The following is a 17,034-nucleotide window of genomic DNA, read 5'->3' on the forward strand; positions in this document are numbered from 1 at the left end:
GGTCCGGGACCCGAGGGCCCGGACGAAGGCCTACCAGGTCTTGCCCGGAGGCTGCTTGGTGGTGACGTTGATGCGGTTGAAGAGGTTCGTCAGACCGATGGAGAGGACCAGGGCCGAGAGCTCCTTCTCGGTGAAGTGATCGGCGGCCGCGTTCCAGATGTCGTCCGGCACCGGGTCGGAGCGGTCGCTGAGCCGGGTGGAGGCCTCCGCGAGCGCGAGCGCGGCCCGCTCCGCGTCCGTGAAGTAGGGCGCCTCCCGCCAGGCCGACACCGCGAAGAGCCGCTCGTCGCTCTCACCTGCCTTCCTGGCGTTGCGTACGTGTCCTTCGACGCAGAAGGTGCAGCCGTTGATCTGGCTCACCCGCAGACCGACGAGTTCGAGAGTCGTCTCCGCCAGGCCGCCCTTGTTGATGGCCTTGACGAGGCCCAGCAGGGGCGGCAACGCCTCGGGAATGATCTCGGCCGGGTTCTGTATACGTGCCTGCATGTGATGACTCTCCTTCGATATCCGTCGCGGCCGCGTTCCCGCCGCGCCTCCACTGCACTGACGGATGCCGGGGAGAAAGTGTGACGAGCGGCCCGGGAATCCGGCGCCACCTGCAGTTCTCGTGGTGAATTCGAGGTGCTTCGTTCGGCGGACGCAGAGCAGAATGAAGCATTCCGCTTTCCGTCGGGTCAGGATGACCGGATGCTAGGCTCGCGCGATCCTGCACGGGGAACGAACCGGGGAACGAACGGGAGAACATCCGGGGATGACGCAGGGGGACGCAAGAGCACCTCAAGGGGGCACGAGGAAATGGCCGTGGAGAAGACCTCGCCGAAGATTGTGGTGGTCGTGCCCACCTACAACGAGCGGGCGAACCTGCCCGTCCTTGTGAATCTCCTGATGGATCTGGGCCTGCCCGACCTGCATATTCTTGTGGTGGACGACAATTCGCCGGACGGCACGGGCGAGGTCGCGGACAAACTCTCGGCCGACACCGCCAAAACGGTCGGCGTGCTGCACCGCAAGGAGAAGGACGGGCTGGGACGCGCCTACGTGGCGGGCATGTCCCGCGCACTCGCCGAGGGCGCGGACGTGGTGGTCCAGATGGACGCCGACCTCTCCCACCCGGCGTCGAGACTCCCGGTCATGATCGAGACACTGCTCGCCGGGGATGCCGCCGTGGTGATCGGTTCCCGCTATGTGGCGGGCGGTTCGCTCGCCACGGAGTGGCCCTGGCACCGCAAGGCGCTCTCCGTATGGGCGAATTTCTATGTGAACGCGATCCTGCGGCTGCGGGTGAAGGACGCCACCGCCGGTTTCAAGGCCTGGCGGGCATCGGCACTGAAGGCGATCGATGTGTCCTCGGTCCGCAGCAACGGCTATTCGTTCCAGGTGGAGATGAACTACCGCACGGTCAAACGCCATTTGAGGATCGTCGAGGTACCGATCCGGTTCGAGGAGCGGGTCGAGGGCGAATCGAAACTCGGTCTGGGCGTGCAGATCGAGTCCGCCCTCGCACCGTGGAAGCTGCTGTTCGGCAGGCGCAGTCACTGATTTCGGGCGGGGAGTTCGGGGGCTAACCCCACCCCGTACCGTCATGCCTCCCGGATGGGCCGGGAGCCTCGGCTCAACAAGGCTTGCAGCATGACGACTTACCGCAGATCCGCCGCGTTCATCGCCTTGTCCGTCACCGCTGCCGCCACCGCGCTGACCGGAGCCGTCACCCCGCCGGCCCACGCCGACGGTGCCGCCGGGACGGCCGCTCCCGCCACCGCCTCCGTCCCCGCGCTCGACTGGCAGCCGTGTGCCGAGGACGGCGGCCCCGCCGCGCAGGAGTGCGCCGAGCTGCCCGTACCGCTCGACTACCGGAGGCCGGACGGCCCGCAGCTCGGCCTCGCGGTGACCCGGGTGCGCAGCGACCGCCCCTCGGCCCGTCGCGGGACGCTGCTGGTGATCCCCGGTGGCCCCGGCTCGTCAGGGGTGCAGCGGGTGACACAGAAGGGGGAACAGTTACAGCGGGAGACGGCGGGGCAGTACGACATCGTCAGCCTCGACCCGCGCGGCACCGGCGGAAGCACGAAGGCGAGCTGCGGGCTCGCCCCGGAGGACCGGGAGCTGGTGAATCTGCGGGCCTGGCCCGCCGCCGACGGTTCGATCACCGAGAACGTGGAGCGGTCGCGGCGGATCGCAGAAGCGTGTGCCCGCAACGGGGGAGCGCTGCTGCGGAGCTTGACCACGGCCAACGAGGTGCGGGACATCGACCGCTTCCGGCAGGCGCTGGGCGAGGAGAAGCTTTCGGCCTGGGGGAGCTCGTACGGCACCTATGTGGGCGCCGTGTACGCCCAGAAGTACCCGCAGCACACGGACCGCCTGGTGCTGGACAGCAGCGGCGACCCCGACCCGTCGCGCGTCGAGCAGGGCTGGCTGGCGAACATGGCGGTGGGCGCGGACGACCGCTTCCCCGACTTCGCACGATGGGCCGCGGACCCGGCCCGGGAGGCGGAGGGACTGCGGCTGGCCGAACGCGCCGAGGACGTACAGCCGTTGGTCCTGGAGCTGGCGGCGCGACTGGACCGTGAGCCGAAGGAGTCCACCACGGCGGGCGTCCCGCTGACCGGCAACCGGCTGCGGCAGGCGATCCAGCTCGCCCTGTACAGGGACAGTGCCTTCGCCCGGTTGGCCGGGCTCGTTCAGGAGGCCCGGGACGCGTCGGTGAAGCCCGTCCTGCCCGCCGAACTGGCCGGGCCGATGCCGGACCAGGACGCGGCGGTCACGATCGGCGTGATCTGCAACGACGTGCGCTGGCCGGGAAGCATCCCGTCGTACCGGCGCGCCGTCGCCGCCGACCGCGTGAAGCACCCGCTCACCGCCGGAATGCCGGTGAACGTCACACCGTGCGCCTTCTGGAAGGACGCCCCCGTGGAGCGGCCGACCAGGATCACGGACGAGGGACCGTCCAACATCCTGATGATCCAGGGCCTCCGTGACCCGGCGACCCCGTACTCCGGCGCCCTGAAGATGCGCGAGGCCCTCGGCGACCGGGCCCGCCTGGTCGCGGTCGACCACGGCGGGCACGGCCTCTACCTGGGCAACGGCAATGCCTGCGGCAACCGCGCGGTCACCACGTTCCTGACGACGGGGACGCGGCCGGAGCAGGACACGTACTGCGCGGACTGAATGGACCGCGCGGGGCGGCGCCCGGTGGGGGGCGGCTCCGCGCAGTCGCGGACGTCCTTCGCTCCGCCTGCTTCACGGACGGGGACGGCCCGGCCGTCGGCCGCTCAGAGCCTGTCGGGTGACCTCCGATCGGATAGCGGACGCGGTCTGGTGAGTGCGATTCCAAGGCGGAGGAGGGAGTCGACGCGAAGGGGGTCCCCCCATGCCTTCAGCTATCGGGGAGTTGGTGACTGACGACAACGCGGGAAGCGTGCGTGCCAGGGCGTGGCCGCCCGGTCGGAGGTCACCCGACAGGCTCTCAGTCGCTGCCGGGCGGCACCTGTCCGGTGTACCGGGCTTGTGTCAGCAGGGATATGACCTCCTCGTCGGAGGTCTGCGAGAAGTCCCGGTACCACTCGCCGACGGCGTAGAACAGGCGCGGCATGGACAGACACACCACCTCGTCCGCGCACTGCCGCAGCCGGGCGACCGCGTCCGGCGGCGCCACCGGTACGGCCGCCAGCAGACGTGCCGGGTTCTGCGCCCGTACCACCTGGCAGGCGGCCTCGGCCGTGGCGCCGGTCGCGACGCCGTCGTCCACGACGATGACGGTCCGGCCCTCGAGCGGCGTCCGAGGCCTGCCCGCGCGGTAGGTCTGCGCCCGGCGTACGAGCTCCGCCGCCTCGACCCGCTCGACCGCCGCGAGATCCTGCTTCCCGGCCCAGAGGTGGCTGACGACGTCCTCGTTGATGACCCGCACCCCGCCCTCGCCGATGGCGCCGAACGCCACTTCCTCGTGGTGCGGCACGCCGAGTTTGCGGACCACGATCACATCGAGCTGGGCGCCGAGCATCTGCGCCACCTGGAAGGCCACCGGGACTCCGCCGCGGGGCAGACCCAGCACGACGGGGTTCTCCCGTTCCAGATGCCGCAGCGCCTCGGCCAGCTGCTGTCCCGCATCCTCGCGATCGACGAACAGCACGGTTGTCCACCCCCAACCAGGGGAGAGTGAGGGACCACGTGGGTACGCACCCCGCCTGGTTCCCTACTCCGAAACAACTCCATGTGCGGCGGCCGCGCAACTCGGGCAGGGTCGGTTGCATGGGACGAATCGGAGCGGTCCTGATCGACATCGACGGTGTGCTCACGGTGTCCTGGAAGGCGCTGCCCGGCACCGTGGCGGCCATGGAGCGGCTGCGCGAGGCGGGTCTCCCGCTGGCGCTGGTCACCAACACCACCTCCCGCACCCGCGCCACGATCGCCGAGAAACTGGTGGGCCAGGGCTTCCCCGTCTCCGCCGACGACATTCTCACCGCCCCCGCCGTCACCGCCGCTCACCTGCGGGAACACCATCCCGGAGCCCGCTGCCTGCTGATCAATACCGGCGACGTCCGGGACGATCTGACGGGCGTGACACTCGTCGACGAGGACAAGGAGGAGTCCGGTTCGGCTCATGGCCGGGCGCCGGATGTCGTCGTCCTCGGCGGGGCCGGGGACGCCTTCACCTACGCGGCGCTCAACCGCGCCTTCCGCCATGTGCAGCGCGGCGCCCGGCTCGTCGCCATGCACCGGAACATGTACTGGCGCACGGCCGCCGGGCTCGACCTCGACACCGGCGCCTTCCTCCTGGGACTGGAGCGAGCCGCCCGCGTCGAGGCGGAGATCACCGGCAAGCCCGCCGGGTCGTTCTTCGCCACGGCCCTGGCACACCTCGGCGCCACCGCGCCCCACGCCCTGATGGTCGGCGACGACATCGAGTCCGACGTCCTGGCCGCCCAGCGCGCCGGGCTCACCGGCGTACTCGTCAGGACCGGCAAGTACCTCCCCGAGACACACCGGGCGGCCGACGGCGCCCCGGACCATGTGATCGACTCCTTCGCCGGTCTTCCCGCTCTGCTGGAGCGGCTGGGGGCGTGAGGAAGCCGGGGCACCCGCCCCTCACGCGTCCCGCAGCCGGAACATCGCCGCCCCTGCCAGCAGCGCCGCTCCCGCCCAGGCCGCAAGAACGCCGAGGCCCGGCCAGGGGGCGATCGGCAGGGCGTCCAGGTTCTGGGTGGCCTGGACCGCCAGGCCCGCCGACGAGGGGGCGAACTCCTGCAGGCGCTCCCGCCAGGTCTCGTCGGCGACCATCAGCGCCACCACGGGAAAGGCGTACAGCAGGCCCAGCACGGCCGTGATCGCGCCGGCCGTGTCCCGTACAACTGTCGCCGTCCCCAGGGAGAGCAGGGCGATCAGGGCCAGGTAGAGCACCGAGCCCGCGGCGGCACGCAGGGTCGGGGGCTCGGTGAAGGAGAGTGCGGCCGTGCCGAAGCCGTTGCCGGGGAGGAGGAGACGGCCGGCCAGCAGTGAGCCGAGGACCGCGAGTGTGCCCGCCGCCAAGGCGGCCCCGGTGACGACCGTCGCCTTCGCGGCGAGGACCCGGGCGCGGCCGGGCACCGCCGTCAGCGTGACGCGTATGGTGCCCGTGCCGTACTCGCTGCTCATCGCCAGCACCGCGAGGACGGCGACCGCCGCCTGGCCGAGCCAGACACCGGTCAGGCAGAGCTTGACCGTGTCCTCGTGGCACTCGGCCGGGGACGGGCACTGGTCGGTCGAGACGGAGCCGGTGGCCGCCGCGCCGAGCGTCACCGTGAGTGCGGCGACGGCGAGCAGCAGCCACCACGTGCTGGGCAGAGTGCGGAGCTTCGTCCACTCCGCGTGCAGGGCGCCCCTCATACGTCCCGCCTGCGCAGCCGCCACATGGCGAGGCCCAGGGCGACAGCCGCGTACGCGCACAGCACCGCGAGTCCGGCCCACGGGCCCTGCGGGTAGCAGCTGTCCCCGGGCAGGCAGACGGTGCTCACGAAGTCGTATCGCGGTGTCGTCTGCTGCACGGCGAACCCGGCGAGCGGCGTCACCTTCATCACCCAGTGCGCCGTGCCGACGGGCAGCCCGGCGAGCAGGACCATCGGCAGTACGAACACGACCACGATCAGCGTCACCGCGGCGGCCGTGTTCCGCAGCAGTGCGCCCACGGCCAGCGCCAGCACGGCGACGGCGGCCAGCAGCAGGGCGGTGCCGAGGACGGCACGCAGCACCGGGCCGTCGGTGAGCGCCGCCTCGGGGTACGCCCCGGGGTTGGGTCTGTTGTTCCGCAGTGCCGGTTCGGCGAGCAGGAAGGAGAGCACGGCGGCGAGCAGCCCGGTCAGGAAGGCGATTCCCGCGAGCACGAAGGCCTTGGCGGCGAGCATCCGGCCTCGGCGTGGGCCCGCCGTCAGCGTGGTGCGGATCAGGCCCCGCCGGTATTCGGTGGTGATGAACAGCACCCCCAGCGCAGCCAGCGGGATCAGCCCGATCTGGGCCCCGCTGAGGGACCGTTGGGTGAGATCGACGTCCGGGGTCAGGGGGCCGATCTCGCCGGAGCCGGTCAGGGTCCAGGTGCCGGCCGTCTGCGCCGAACGGTCCGGGCTCCCGGCGGCCCTGGTGGGATCGGCACCGACCCGGTCCTGACGCCAGGTGCCGGTGCCCTGGTCACCGTCGACCACCGCGCCCCGGTCGCCGTCGTCGGCCGTGCCCCGGTCGCCTTCGACCGTGATCCGGTCGAAGGAGGCGGTGACCTCGGACGGACCGCCGCCGACGGATGTGGAGCCGAAGTGCCTCTGCACCGTGACGAGTTCGGGCGTGGCCGCGAAAAGGCCCGCCTGGACGGTTCTTGGCAGTCCGGCCGGGGTGGCCCTGCCGACCTCGGTCCACTTCTTGCCGTCGGCCGACTCGGACGCGGTGAGTACGCTGCCGGAGCGGCTGAGCCGCAGCCAGCGCGGTTCGGTGCCGGAGGCGCTGCTGCCTGGTGTGTCGTGGGTGAAGTCCGACTGGAGCCGGACCCCGTGGCCCGTTGTGAGCATGACGGCCGCGTACGGCGATCCCGCGTCGGTGCTCGCCTTGATGATGACCCCGGCCTTGGCCCAGGGCGCGATATGCCCTTCGCGGCCGGTGAGCGGTGACACCCGGGCCGTGATGCTGCCGTCGCCGGTCAGCTGCTGGTGGACGAAGGGGAAGCTGTCGGTGACGGGCGTGCCGTCCGGGCCCTTCGGCGGTGGCGGCGGACTGCCGTTGACGTCGAAGCTGCCGCTGAGGGCGGAGAGCAGTGAGACGAAGACGGTGATCACGACGGCGGCGAGCAGAGTGACGCTCCACCGGCGCACGCTGCGGGCCTTGGTCCACTCGGAGTGCAGCAACTGCGGGAATCCGTCGCGGGCGGGCGGCAGTGGGGATCGGTAGGGGGCGACGGTGGGTGCGGTCACGAGGCCAACTCCTCGCCGTCGCGGGCGGTGGCGGCCGGGAATTTCTCCGTGGCCCGGAACTCCGCCGCGTCCCGGGTCAGTTCCATGTACGCCTCCTCCAGCGTCGCCCGGTCCGAGCCGACTTCGGAGAACGGCACCCCGGCCGCGCCGAGCAGTGCGGTGATCCGTTCCGCGGGCAGGCCGGTGACGGTCAGTGAGTCCGGCCCGTTGGCGGCGACGGTCCCGCCCTCCCGGGCCAGCAGCGACATGGCGTCCGTACGCGCGCAGGTGCGCAGCGCGACCCGGTCGCCGGAGGCGGCGGCCAGGAGTTCGGCCACGGAGGTGTCGGCGATGAGCCGGCCGCGGCCGATGACCACCAGATGGTCGGCGGAGTCCTGGAGCTCGCTCATCAGATGACTGGAGACCAGCACCGCACGGCCCTCGCGGGCCAGCGCCCGCAGAAAGCCGCGGATCCACCGGATGCCTTCCGGGTCGAGCCCGTTGACCGGTTCGTCGAGCAGCAGCACCGGCGGGTCGCCGAGCAGCGCCGCCGCGATCCCCAGCCGCTGCCGCATGCCCAGCGAGTAGGTGCCCGCCCGCCGCCGCGCGGCCGTCGCGAGGCCGACCTGCTCCAGCACCTGATCCACCCGTCGGCCCGGCAGCCCGTGCGTGTGCGCCAGCCACAGCAGATGGTCGCGGCCGCGCCGGCTCGGGTGCACGGTCGCCGCGTCGAGCAGGGCCCCGACCTCGGTCAGCGGCCGGCGCAGCGACGCGTAGGGCCGTCCGCCGATCAGGGCGCTGCCCGCGTCGGGCGCGTCCAGACCGAGGAGCATGCGCATGGTGGTGGACTTGCCCGCCCCGTTGGGTCCGACGAAGCCGGTGACCTGGCCGGGGTGCACGGTGAAGGACAGGTCGTCGACAGCGACGGTCTGTCCGAATTGTTTTCGCAGTCCCCGGACTTGGATGGTTGCTGCCACGGTTGCTTCCATGGTGCAGAAGGCTAGGGAGACGGCAGGCCCGCGGTCGTCACGCGACGGAGCGTTCTTCAACGCCCCTTGCACGGGGGACGGCGGATTGTCGGCATCCCCCGCGTGGGGGATGGCGAGGACGGCTGGTCAGGGGGACGCCAATGGGCGCCGGCGCCGTGACAATGGCGTGCATGAGCGAAGGAATCATGCGGAGGGCGCGGAGGATCGCCGCCTCGCCCGACGGCCCGGCGGCAGCCGCGGCGGCGCTCGGGCTGCTCGCGGCCGGGGAGAGCGCCGTCCGCGCCGCGGCCGGGCCGTCGGACCTTCCGCTCACGCTGCCGCTCGCCATACTGCTCGGCCTGTGCACCACGGTGCCGCTGGCGCTCCTGCGCGTCCACCCGGCCGCCGCGGCCACCGCCGCCACCGCGGCAAGTCTCCTGGCACTCGCGGGCTACCGGGACCTGACCCTCGCCGGGCTCGTCGCCCAGCTGCTGGTACTGCGCCACCTCGGCAGCCGCGGCTCCCGCCGCCTGGCCGTGCTGCTCGTGCTGCCGTACGTCGCGGTGGCGCTCACCGACCCCGAGGACAGGGGACTGCGCGTGTACGCCGTGTCGGCCGCCGTACTCGCGGCCGCGGCGGTCGCGGACGGCAACGGCCGTCGCACCCGTGCCGAGGCGGTGGCCCGCGACGCCACCGAACGGGCCATCGCGAACACGCTCCTCGAACACGCGGCGCGCGGCGAACGGGCCCGCATCGCCCGCGAGCTGCACGACGTCGTCGCCCACCACATCTCGATGATCTCCGTCCAGGCGGAGACCGCCCGCCTCACCACCCCGGACATGCCGGAGACCGGGGCGAAACGGCTGCTGGACATCGGCGACACGGCACGCGCCGCGCTGACGGAGATGCGCCGACTGCTCGGCGTACTGCGCGAGGACGCGGGCGCACCACCGGTCACCCGCAAACCCCAGCCAGGCCTCACCCAGCTCAACGAGCTGCTGGACGAGGCCCGCGCGGCCGGCGGCGCGAGCACCCGGCTGATCGTCAGCGGCCCCGTGGCCCCGCTCGCCCCGGGCATCGAGCTCACCTCGTACCGGATCGTCCAGGAAGCCCTCACCAACACCCGCAGACATGCTCCCGGCGCGGCCGTGGACGTCGAGCTGCGCTACGCCCCGCAGACCCTCGACCTGCGCATCAGGGACAACGGCCCGGGGCCGGTACCGGGCCGGTCCGGCACCCGGGGCTCCGGTCACGGCCTGCTCGGCATGCGCGAGCGCGTCGCGGCGGTCGGCGGCGAACTGCGTGCGGGTCCGGCGCCGGGCGGCGGCTTCCTCGTCAAAGTACGGCTGCCCGCCGGCGCGAAGGAGGCCGTGCGATGACCGCGACGACCACACGGATCGTCGTCGTGGACGACCACGAGGTGGTACGGGCCGGTTTCGCCGGACTCCTGGACACCCAGCCGGACTTCACGGTGGTCGGTACGGCCTCCGACGGCGCGGAGGCCGTACGCGTCTGCGCCGAACAGCGTCCCGACGTCGTGCTGATGGATGTCCGGATGCCTGGCACGGACGGCATCGATGCCACCGCGCAGATCCGGGCCGCCGCCCCGGACGGCGGCGGCCCGCGCATCCTCATCCTCACCACGTTCGACCTCGACGAGCACGTCTACGACGCGCTGGCCGCCGGGGCGGGCGGCTTCCTGCTGAAGGACGTCACCGCGGAGCGCCTGTTCGACGCGGTACGCGTGGTCGCCGCGGGCGAGGCCCTGCTCGCGCCCACCGTCACCCGCCGCCTCATCGGCGAATTCGCCCGCCTGCGTCGCAGGCCCCCTGCCGTACCCACCGCCCCGCTCACCGCGCTCACCCCGCGTGAGACGGAGGTACTGCGCCTGATCGCCGAGGGACTGTCCAACCCGGAGATCGCCGCCCGGCTGAGCGTCGGCGAGGAGACGGTCAAGACCCACGTCAGCCGCGTCCTGAACAAACTCGGTCTGCGCGACCGCACCCAGGCGGTGGTCGCGGCGTACGAATCCGGGCTGGTGGTGCCGCGCGCCGGGGGGTGAGCCGGGGCAGGGACGCATGGTCCCGGGCCGGTCAGGACACCGGGGACGTCTTGGGCACCTCGCCCTCGGTCGTGTTGACGTCGATCACGGAGAACGCCGCGCCCTGCGGGTCCGTCAGCGCGGCGAAGCGGCCGAAGGGCATGGTCATCGGGCCGAACCGCAGAATCGCGCCGCGCTCGGTCGCCTTCGCCACGGCCGCGTCGCAGTCCACGACGGTGAAGTACACATTCATGTGCGGCGGCACCTCGGGCGGGAATTCGTCGCCCATCTTCATCCGCCCCATGACCGTCTTGTCGCCGAGGTTGAACATCCTGAAGTCGACGGCGTCATCGTCCATCTTCACCATGCTGTACGGGAAGACGGCGGAGAAGAAGGCGTCCGACTTCTCGGGCTCCCGGGTGAAGACCTCGGCCCAGCAGAACGCACCGGGCACGCCCTGGGACTCGAAGCCCTCATGGCTGCCCGCCTGCCACACGCCGAAGGTGACACCGCTGGGGTCGCGGGCCAGCAGCATCGTGCCGAACTCGCCCACCTCCATGGGGTCCATCAGCGTCTCGCCGCCGTTCTCGCGGATCTTCGCGGCGGTGGCGGCGGCGTCCGGCGAGGCGAGGTACAGACACCAGGCCGGCTGTCCCTCCTGGCCGGGCATCGGGGGCACGACGGCGGCGACCGCCTTGCCTTCGGCGTACGCCTGCGTGTAGTCGCCGAACTCGGACGAGGACTCGCCGAACGTCCAGCCCAGCACATCACCGTAGAAGCTCTTCGCTCCGTCGAGGTCGGGGAACATCGCGTCGGCCCAGCACGGCGCGCCCTCCGGGTGTACAGCCATGACGTCGACTCCTTCGTGCTCGGTGGGGTTGTCCGGCTTTTCACGCTAGCCAGCCGACCGCCTCCCCGCGCGCTGGAATCGGGGCCGCCGACCCCGGTGGCGTGCACCGTACGTACGTGTGCGCATGCCGGGCGGGGCCATGACCGTGATGTCAGCGGTCCAGGACCGGGCCCGCGGTGTCGAGCGCCGCACCGGCGTGATCGGCGAGGGTCACCGCCACGAGACGCGCCTGCAACGACGGGACGGTGCCGGGAAGGGGCCGGAGCATGAACCGGCCGGAGTAGTGGCCGCTCGCCGAGGTGCGGAGCTCGGTCTCGCCCTCCGGCCGGGCGGCCACGGCCTGGCACGCACTCCCCCAAGGCCTCAAGGGCCTTAAGGGCCAGGGGCCCTCCGGCGTTGCCGAAATGCCCCAGTAGCTCCTTCCCCAAGCTCTCAACTCCGGCCGAGCAGGGGAGACCCCGTCCGAGGCCGTCCCGGCGCCTTGGAATCGCACGCACCATGCCGCGTCCGCTCTCCGATCGAAGGTCACCCGACAGGCTCTGAGATCAGACGTCGTGGCGGGCGGGGAGGTCGGGCGTCCAGCCCAGCGGGTACCCGTCCGGGCCGTCCCCCGGCACGGGCGGTTCGCCGCCCGCCACGGCGAACGCGGTCAGCGCGTCGATCAGGGCGGTGCGCTGCTCCGGGGCGAGGCGTTCGACGATCCCGGCGATCTCGCGGCGGCGGCCCGCCGTGACGTCCTCGACCAGCCGGCGGCCCTCGGAGGTCACCCGCAGCACCGTCTCGCGGCGGTTGGCGGGGTTCACCTCCCGTTCCGCGAGACCGGCGGCGATCAACCGGTCCAGCATGCGCATCGCGGTCGACGGGTTCACCCCGAGCCGTTCGGCGAGCGTCACCAGCTTGGCGTTCCTGTTCGTGGACAGCACGACAAGGAGCCGGAACTGGGGCAGCGTCACCCTGTCCTCCACCGCCGCGAGTGAACGTGCGGAGACGGCGACGAGCAGCCTGGAAGCCGTCAGTACGGCGCGCGTCACCTCGTCGACGCCATCGTCCCCGTCCCGGTCCGGGGGCCGGTCCTCACGTCTCTGTTCATGCGCGGCCATGCCTCTTTGTACCGCGCCGGCCGGTGGTACTCGAATCGGTACGCGCCCCGCGCGCCCAGCACACGCGAGCGCGGACGGCTGCCGGCGAGCCGGTCTTCTTCGTACGGCTCATAGCGGGGTCGCCGCGTGCAGGATCCGCACCAGCGTCACCGCCGCGTTGAGCGACGAAAGCGCCGAGACCACCGTGCCCGTCGTCGCGACGACTGCCACCAGGGCGGCATGGGCGGACGACGGGGGCCACAGCCGGGCCTGGGGAACCGGGGCGAGCAGCGCCGCCACCCGGCGCGGTACGGGGCCCGCCACCGAAGCGGAGCTCGCGAAGGCGGCGAAGCCTGCCGAGGCGTCCGGGGCCCGGTGCGAGAAGAGCGCCGCCTTGCCGACCGCGACCGCCACCACCCGCCGGTCGCCGACCGTGCGCGCGGCCTCCTCGTCCGCCCATCGTTCGGTGCTGAACGCCACCGCCGTGCGCAACGGCAGCAGGAACGGGTTGGCGCGCGCCGCGAGTTGGGCGGCCAGCAGATAGCGGTGGTGCCGGGCGGCCAGATGGGCCCGCTCATGGGCGATCAGGGCCCGGCGCTCACAAGCGTCCAGACACCGGGTCATCGCGGTCGAGACGACGACCCGGCCCGGATTGCCGGGCAGCGCATAGGCGTACGGCTCCGGATCCGGGAGCACGGCGACATCGTCCGAGACGACGCAAGACGCGGCGGACAGGGCGCGGCCGGCACGGATACGCAGCCGCACATGGCGGTACACCGTCCACCCGCACGCTCCGATCAGCGCCGCCAGCACGCCGATCGCGACGATGCCCGCGTTCACCTCGTACGGCACCGTGTCCCGCACCTGGGCGTCCGACCAGCTGTCCGGCAGTGGATTGCCCGGGAGCTGTGCCGTACCGACCACCACCAGCAGGCCCAGACACAGCGTGCTGCACAGAGCGAGCAGCGTGCCGACGACGACGAGCAGCCTGGTCGCGCTGCGGGGGTGCAGATGCTGTTCGGCGAGGCGCGCGATCGGCAGTGCGGTCAGCGGCAGCACGAGCGGCAGATAGACGAAGACACCCATCGAACCGCTATCGGCCTTCCGTGCCAAGGGGGGCATCCGGGTCGTCCGGGGCAGCCGCGCGGGCCAGGAGCGCGCGCAGCCGTTCCTCGTCACCGGGGGACAGGGCCGAGATGAAGTGGGCGAGCACGGCGTCCCGGTCCCGCTCGCCGTCAAGTACGCGGCGCATCCGCAGGGCCGCGAGACCGGCCTCGTCGGAGGCGGACGTCCATGTGTAGGAGCGGCCCTCGCGGGACCTGGTCACGGCGTTCTTCACGTAGAGGCGGGAGAGGATCGTGATGACGGTGGTGTACGCGAGGTCGCCGTCGAGATGTTCCTGCACCCAGCCGGCCGTCGCCGGGCCGTTCGCCGAGTGCAGTACGGCGAGGACCTGGGCCTCCAGTTCGCCCTGCCCGCGCCTGCGGAGCCGCCGGCTGTCGGGGCGTACGGGACCGGGGCTCACGGCGTCGGGCACTTCCTCGTGGGGCGGCTCGTTGTCCGGGTGGTGGCCGGGCCTGGCCGAGTCCATCTGGGGTCCGCCCTTCTGCGATACCGCGTCAGCCGCGGCGTCGCAGCATCCTACTTACTGACGTTTGCGGGACACAGCGGGCGCCCGTCCTGCTAACTTCTACACGTCTGTAGAGTTGGAATTCATTCCGGCAACACAACGCAACGCAACGTATGGAGACGTCATGGCACTGTGGGATCGGATCAAGGAATCCGCTTCGTCGATGCAGTCGCAGCTGGAAGCGAAGAAGAACGACCTGAAGAGCGGCGCGTTCCGTGACGCGAGCATGGCCATGTGCGCCCTGGTCGCGGCGGCCGACGGTTCCATCGACCCGTCCGAGCGCCAGCGTGTCGCCTCGCTGATCGCCTCCAACGAGGTTCTGCAGAACTTCCCGGCGGACGATCTGCAGCGTCGCTTCAACGACTACGTGAACAAGCTCACCGCCGACTTCGCCTTCGGCAAGGTCAGCGTGCTCCAGGAGATCGGCAAGGCGAAGAAGAAGCCTGCCGAGGCGCGTGCCGTCATCCAGATCGGCATCGTCATCGGCGGTGCCGACGGCGACTTCGACAAGTCGGAGCAGGCCGTCGTCCGGGAGGCGTGCTTCGCGCTCGACCTCCCGCCGCACGAGTTCGACCTCTGAGAGCCTGTCGGGTGGCCTCCGATCGGATAGCGGACGCGGTCTGGTGCGTGCGATTCCAAGGCGGAGGAGGGAGTCGACGCGAAGGGGGTCCCCCCATGCCTTCAGCTATGGGGGAGTCGGTGACTGACGACAACGCGGGAAGCCTGCGTGCCAGGGCGTGGCCGCCCGGTCGGAGGGCACCCGACAGGCTCTGAGCCTACCCCTGCTCGACGGACCGGATCCACCCGGTCCCACCCCCCATGGCGCCGGATCAACCGCGGACCGACTGACCACCGGCCCGTGCCCGGCAGGCCGGAGGTGTGCCACTCCCCCGATGCGCACCTCCGGCCACTCCCTTCCGAGACCCCGCTCCCCGCAGCACGCATCAGCATCGCGTCAGGGGTGCGGGGTCTGTGCGGGTCACGTCACACCTCCTTGGCCGGCCAGTCCAGCAGCCGGGCGCCGATGACCGCCGTCTGCAGGGTGTAGCGGTGCATCGGGTCGGACGGGTCGGAACCGGTCAGCTGATGGATCCGCTCCAGCCGGTAGGTGAGCGCCCGCACGCTCAGCGACAGCCGACGGGCCGTCTCGGCGGACACACAGCCCGCGTCGAAGTAGACGGCGAGCGTCTTCAGGAGGGGTTCGGCGCCGCCGCGCGCCTGCTGAAGGGGGCCCAGCTGACTGCGCACCAGATCGGCCATCGCCTGCCGGTCACGGGTCAGCACCGGATAGACCAGCAGGTCGGCGGCGTACAGCACCGGATCGTCCAGATCCATCCGTTCCGCGAGATCGAGTGCGTCGAGCGCCTCGTCGTACGACTGGACGACGCCCCCGGGGCCCCGGTGCGGGCGGCCGACGGCGACCCGGCCGCCGTCCGTCGCCGCGTGCGACTGCTTGGCGAAATACCGCAGGACATCGGGCTGGCTGCCGGGGGCGATACAGACCAGCCGCCCGTCCTTCGTCGTGATCAGGATCTTCCGGCCGCTGAAGCGCGTGAGCAGCGCCGCCTCGACCGTGCGCGGCACGGGGTCGGTCTCCGTGTACGCCTCCGGGCCCGTCGCCACCGCGACCGCGTGGGCGCGCGAGAGGCGCAGCCCGAACCGGGTGGCCCGCTCGGCGAGCCGGCCCAGATCGCTGCGCCCGTACAGCAGATCGTCGATGAACTCGCGGCGCGCCGCCTCCTCGCGCCGGACGGTGAGCCGCTGGGCCCGCTCGAAACCCTCGGCGAAGGCGTCGACGGCCTGCTCGACCGCGGCCAGCACGGAGTCGGTGGACGCGTCATCGGCGAAGGCGGCCCGCGGCCAGGCGGTGCGGGTCGCCGCGAGATGGAGGCCGACCAGGGCGCGCAGCTGGAACCCGGCCTCGGCCGCCTCCCGGCCCAGGAGCCGGCGGGTGTCCAGCTCGTCCCGGGTCAGTCGGCGGCCGGTGGCGGCCACATCGGCCAGAATGTGGGCGTAGTCCCTCAGATACTCGTCGGGAATCTCCGGCTCCGGCACGCGCACTCCTCAATTCCTGACGCGACGTTGACACTCACCCAACGCATACCGACCGGTGCCGGTGCCCGGCATCAAGGACGTACAAAGATTGCCGGACTCCGGCAGTGCGTTGCACGGCCCCGAGTGACACGATCGATCAGCACCAACCGGGGGAACACGGGGGATACGGGGGAAGACCCGGCTGCTGCGGCACCGCTCTGTGCGGTACCGCAGCACCGGGATCACCACCGGACCGCCCGCAAGGAACAGGGGGCGGACCGATGCAGGAGTTCCTGAGTGCGGCGACCGCCTTTCCAGCCGTCCTGTTCGGCGCCGCCCTGGTCGTCGTCGTCTTCTTCTGGCTCCTGGTGCTGGCCGGTGCGGCCGACCACCACTCCTTCGACGGGGACCTCGACACCGGCATGGCCGGGATCGGCGGGGTGCCGGTCACCGTCTCGGTGTCCGTGATGGTCGCCGTCGGCTGGTTCACGAGCCTGGCCGGTACGGTCCTGCTGCACCGCAGCGGTGTCACCGGCATCACCCGCGCGTGGCTCGCCTGTGCGGTGTTCGCCGGGGCGCTGCTGACCGCCTGGGCCGTGATGCGGGTGCTGGTGCGTCTGGTGCGCCGGCGTTTCCCGGAGGAGCCCCCTCCGTCGCGGCAGGACTTCCTCGGCCGGGTCTGCACGATCCGTACCGGTTCCGTCAGCTCCGACTTCGGCCAGGCCGAGGTCGCGGCGGCCGACGGTTCCACCGCGATCGTCCAGGTCAGGCTGCTCGGCCCGGCGGACGACGCGGTTCTCACCTCGGGCAGTGCGGGGCTTCTGTACGCGTACGACGACGAGGGCGAGTTCTTCTGGGTCTCGCCGTACGACAAGGCGCTGGACCCAGGACCACCGAAGCCGCGCCCGGGTACCGGCCCGGATGCGCGCCGGACCCCGCGTCGCTCCGGCTGACCGTCCCGCCCGTCGCAGCCGCATCGCCGAAACCACCCGGCCGCCCTGCCACCCGGCCGCCCCGCCGTCCGGCCATCCG

The 17,034-nt window shown here is 71.9% G+C and carries 17 protein-coding genes and 1 pseudogene; 7 read left to right on the top strand and 11 right to left on the bottom strand.

Annotation, left to right across the window (positions count from 1 at the left end):
- Positions 1-30: 30 nt before the first annotated feature.
- The gene (locus ACIPEK_RS17125; protein ID WP_327274275.1) at positions 31-486 is read right to left on the bottom strand and encodes a carboxymuconolactone decarboxylase family protein; all 456 of its coding nucleotides are present in this window, start codon (positions 484-486) and stop codon (positions 31-33) included.
- Between the two features lie 309 nt (positions 487-795).
- Between ACIPEK_RS17125 and ACIPEK_RS17130 the strand changes: the two genes are divergently transcribed.
- Together ACIPEK_RS17130 and ACIPEK_RS17135 are read left to right on the top strand one after the other, a co-directional pair.
- Positions 796-1,539 (top strand): polyprenol monophosphomannose synthase, encoded by a 744-nt coding sequence (locus ACIPEK_RS17130; protein WP_401996523.1) that lies wholly within the window; start codon positions 796-798, stop codon positions 1,537-1,539.
- Between the two features lie 90 nt (positions 1,540-1,629).
- Positions 1,630-3,162 (top strand): alpha/beta hydrolase, encoded by a 1,533-nt coding sequence (locus ACIPEK_RS17135; RefSeq protein WP_401996526.1) that lies wholly within the window; start codon positions 1,630-1,632, stop codon positions 3,160-3,162.
- 334 nt (positions 3,163-3,496) lie between these two features.
- On the opposite strand, the pseudogene ACIPEK_RS17140 reads toward ACIPEK_RS17135, so the two are convergent.
- Positions 3,497-4,123 (bottom strand): annotated as a pseudogene (locus ACIPEK_RS17140) (phosphoribosyltransferase); the annotation flags it as partial.
- Positions 4,124-4,242: 119 nt separating this feature from the next.
- Between ACIPEK_RS17140 and ACIPEK_RS17145 the strand changes: the two are divergent.
- Entirely contained in the window at positions 4,243-5,058 is an 816-nt protein-coding gene (locus ACIPEK_RS17145; protein WP_401996529.1) for an HAD-IIA family hydrolase, read from the top strand.
- Between the two features lie 21 nt (positions 5,059-5,079).
- On the opposite strand, the gene ACIPEK_RS17150 is transcribed toward ACIPEK_RS17145, so the two are convergent.
- Genes ACIPEK_RS17150 through ACIPEK_RS17160 form a run of 3 tightly spaced genes read right to left on the bottom strand, consistent with a single transcriptional unit; the run spans position 5,080 to position 8,389 of the window.
- Positions 5,080-5,856: an ABC transporter permease gene (locus ACIPEK_RS17150; protein ID WP_401996532.1), complete on the bottom strand. Its 777-nt coding sequence runs from the start codon at positions 5,854-5,856 to the stop codon at positions 5,080-5,082.
- Positions 5,853-7,421 carry an ABC transporter permease subunit gene (locus ACIPEK_RS17155; protein WP_401996535.1) on the bottom strand — a complete coding sequence of 523 codons (1,569 nt, stop codon included), beginning with the start codon at positions 7,419-7,421 and terminating at the stop codon, positions 5,853-5,855. The genes ACIPEK_RS17150 and ACIPEK_RS17155 overlap by 4 nt, the downstream gene beginning before the upstream one ends.
- Entirely contained in the window at positions 7,418-8,389 is a 972-nt protein-coding gene (locus tag ACIPEK_RS17160) for an ABC transporter ATP-binding protein (RefSeq protein ID WP_401996538.1), read from the bottom strand. The genes ACIPEK_RS17155 and ACIPEK_RS17160 overlap by 4 nt, the downstream gene beginning before the upstream one ends.
- A 170-nt stretch (positions 8,390-8,559) precedes the next feature.
- On the opposite strand from ACIPEK_RS17160, the gene ACIPEK_RS17165 reads away from it, so the two are divergent.
- The gene (locus ACIPEK_RS17165) at positions 8,560-9,747 is read left to right on the top strand and encodes a sensor histidine kinase (protein WP_401996541.1); all 1,188 of its coding nucleotides are present in this window, start codon (positions 8,560-8,562) and stop codon (positions 9,745-9,747) included.
- Complete coding sequence (locus ACIPEK_RS17170) at positions 9,744-10,430, top strand: response regulator (protein WP_401996544.1); 687 nt, start codon at positions 9,744-9,746, stop codon at positions 10,428-10,430. Before ACIPEK_RS17165 ends, ACIPEK_RS17170 begins: the two co-directional genes overlap by 4 nt.
- A 31-nt stretch (positions 10,431-10,461) precedes the next feature.
- Here ACIPEK_RS17170 and ACIPEK_RS17175 read toward each other — a convergent pair whose 3' ends face one another.
- The 5 genes from ACIPEK_RS17175 to ACIPEK_RS17195 all read right to left on the bottom strand — a co-directional run bounded on the left by ACIPEK_RS17175 (position 10,462) and on the right by ACIPEK_RS17195 (position 13,929).
- Positions 10,462-11,259, bottom strand: a complete 798-nt coding sequence (locus ACIPEK_RS17175; protein ID WP_401996547.1) for a VOC family protein — start codon at positions 11,257-11,259, stop codon at positions 10,462-10,464.
- A 151-nt stretch (positions 11,260-11,410) separates the two neighbouring features.
- Positions 11,411-11,596, bottom strand: a complete 186-nt coding sequence (locus ACIPEK_RS17180) for a hypothetical protein (RefSeq protein WP_401996550.1) — start codon at positions 11,594-11,596, stop codon at positions 11,411-11,413.
- Positions 11,597-11,804: 208 nt separating this feature from the next.
- Complete coding sequence (locus tag ACIPEK_RS17185) at positions 11,805-12,359, bottom strand: MarR family winged helix-turn-helix transcriptional regulator (RefSeq protein ID WP_401996553.1); 555 nt, start codon at positions 12,357-12,359, stop codon at positions 11,805-11,807.
- A gap of 108 nt (positions 12,360-12,467) precedes the next feature.
- Positions 12,468-13,424 (bottom strand): M56 family metallopeptidase, encoded by a 957-nt coding sequence (locus tag ACIPEK_RS17190; protein WP_401996886.1) that lies wholly within the window; start codon positions 13,422-13,424, stop codon positions 12,468-12,470.
- Between the two features lie 7 nt (positions 13,425-13,431).
- Positions 13,432-13,929 (bottom strand): BlaI/MecI/CopY family transcriptional regulator, encoded by a 498-nt coding sequence (locus ACIPEK_RS17195; protein WP_383069916.1) that lies wholly within the window; start codon positions 13,927-13,929, stop codon positions 13,432-13,434.
- Positions 13,930-14,092: 163 nt separating this feature from the next.
- On the opposite strand from ACIPEK_RS17195, the gene ACIPEK_RS17200 reads away from it, so the two are divergent.
- A complete protein-coding gene (locus ACIPEK_RS17200; RefSeq protein ID WP_093899464.1) occupies positions 14,093-14,548 on the top strand; it encodes a tellurite resistance TerB family protein in 456 nt (151 codons plus the stop codon).
- A 404-nt stretch (positions 14,549-14,952) separates the two neighbouring features.
- Here ACIPEK_RS17200 and ACIPEK_RS17205 read toward each other — a convergent pair whose 3' ends face one another.
- Positions 14,953-16,023: a PucR family transcriptional regulator gene (locus tag ACIPEK_RS17205; protein ID WP_401996556.1), complete on the bottom strand. Its 1,071-nt coding sequence runs from the start codon at positions 16,021-16,023 to the stop codon at positions 14,953-14,955.
- Positions 16,024-16,283: 260 nt separating this feature from the next.
- Between ACIPEK_RS17205 and ACIPEK_RS17210 the strand changes: the two genes are divergently transcribed.
- Entirely contained in the window at positions 16,284-16,955 is a 672-nt protein-coding gene (locus ACIPEK_RS17210) for a hypothetical protein (protein WP_401996559.1), read from the top strand.
- The last annotated feature ends 79 nt before the right edge of the window (positions 16,956-17,034 follow it).

This window comes from Streptomyces sp. NPDC088246, assembly GCF_044741025.1.
Taxonomy (GTDB): domain Bacteria; phylum Actinomycetota; class Actinomycetes; order Streptomycetales; family Streptomycetaceae; genus Streptomyces.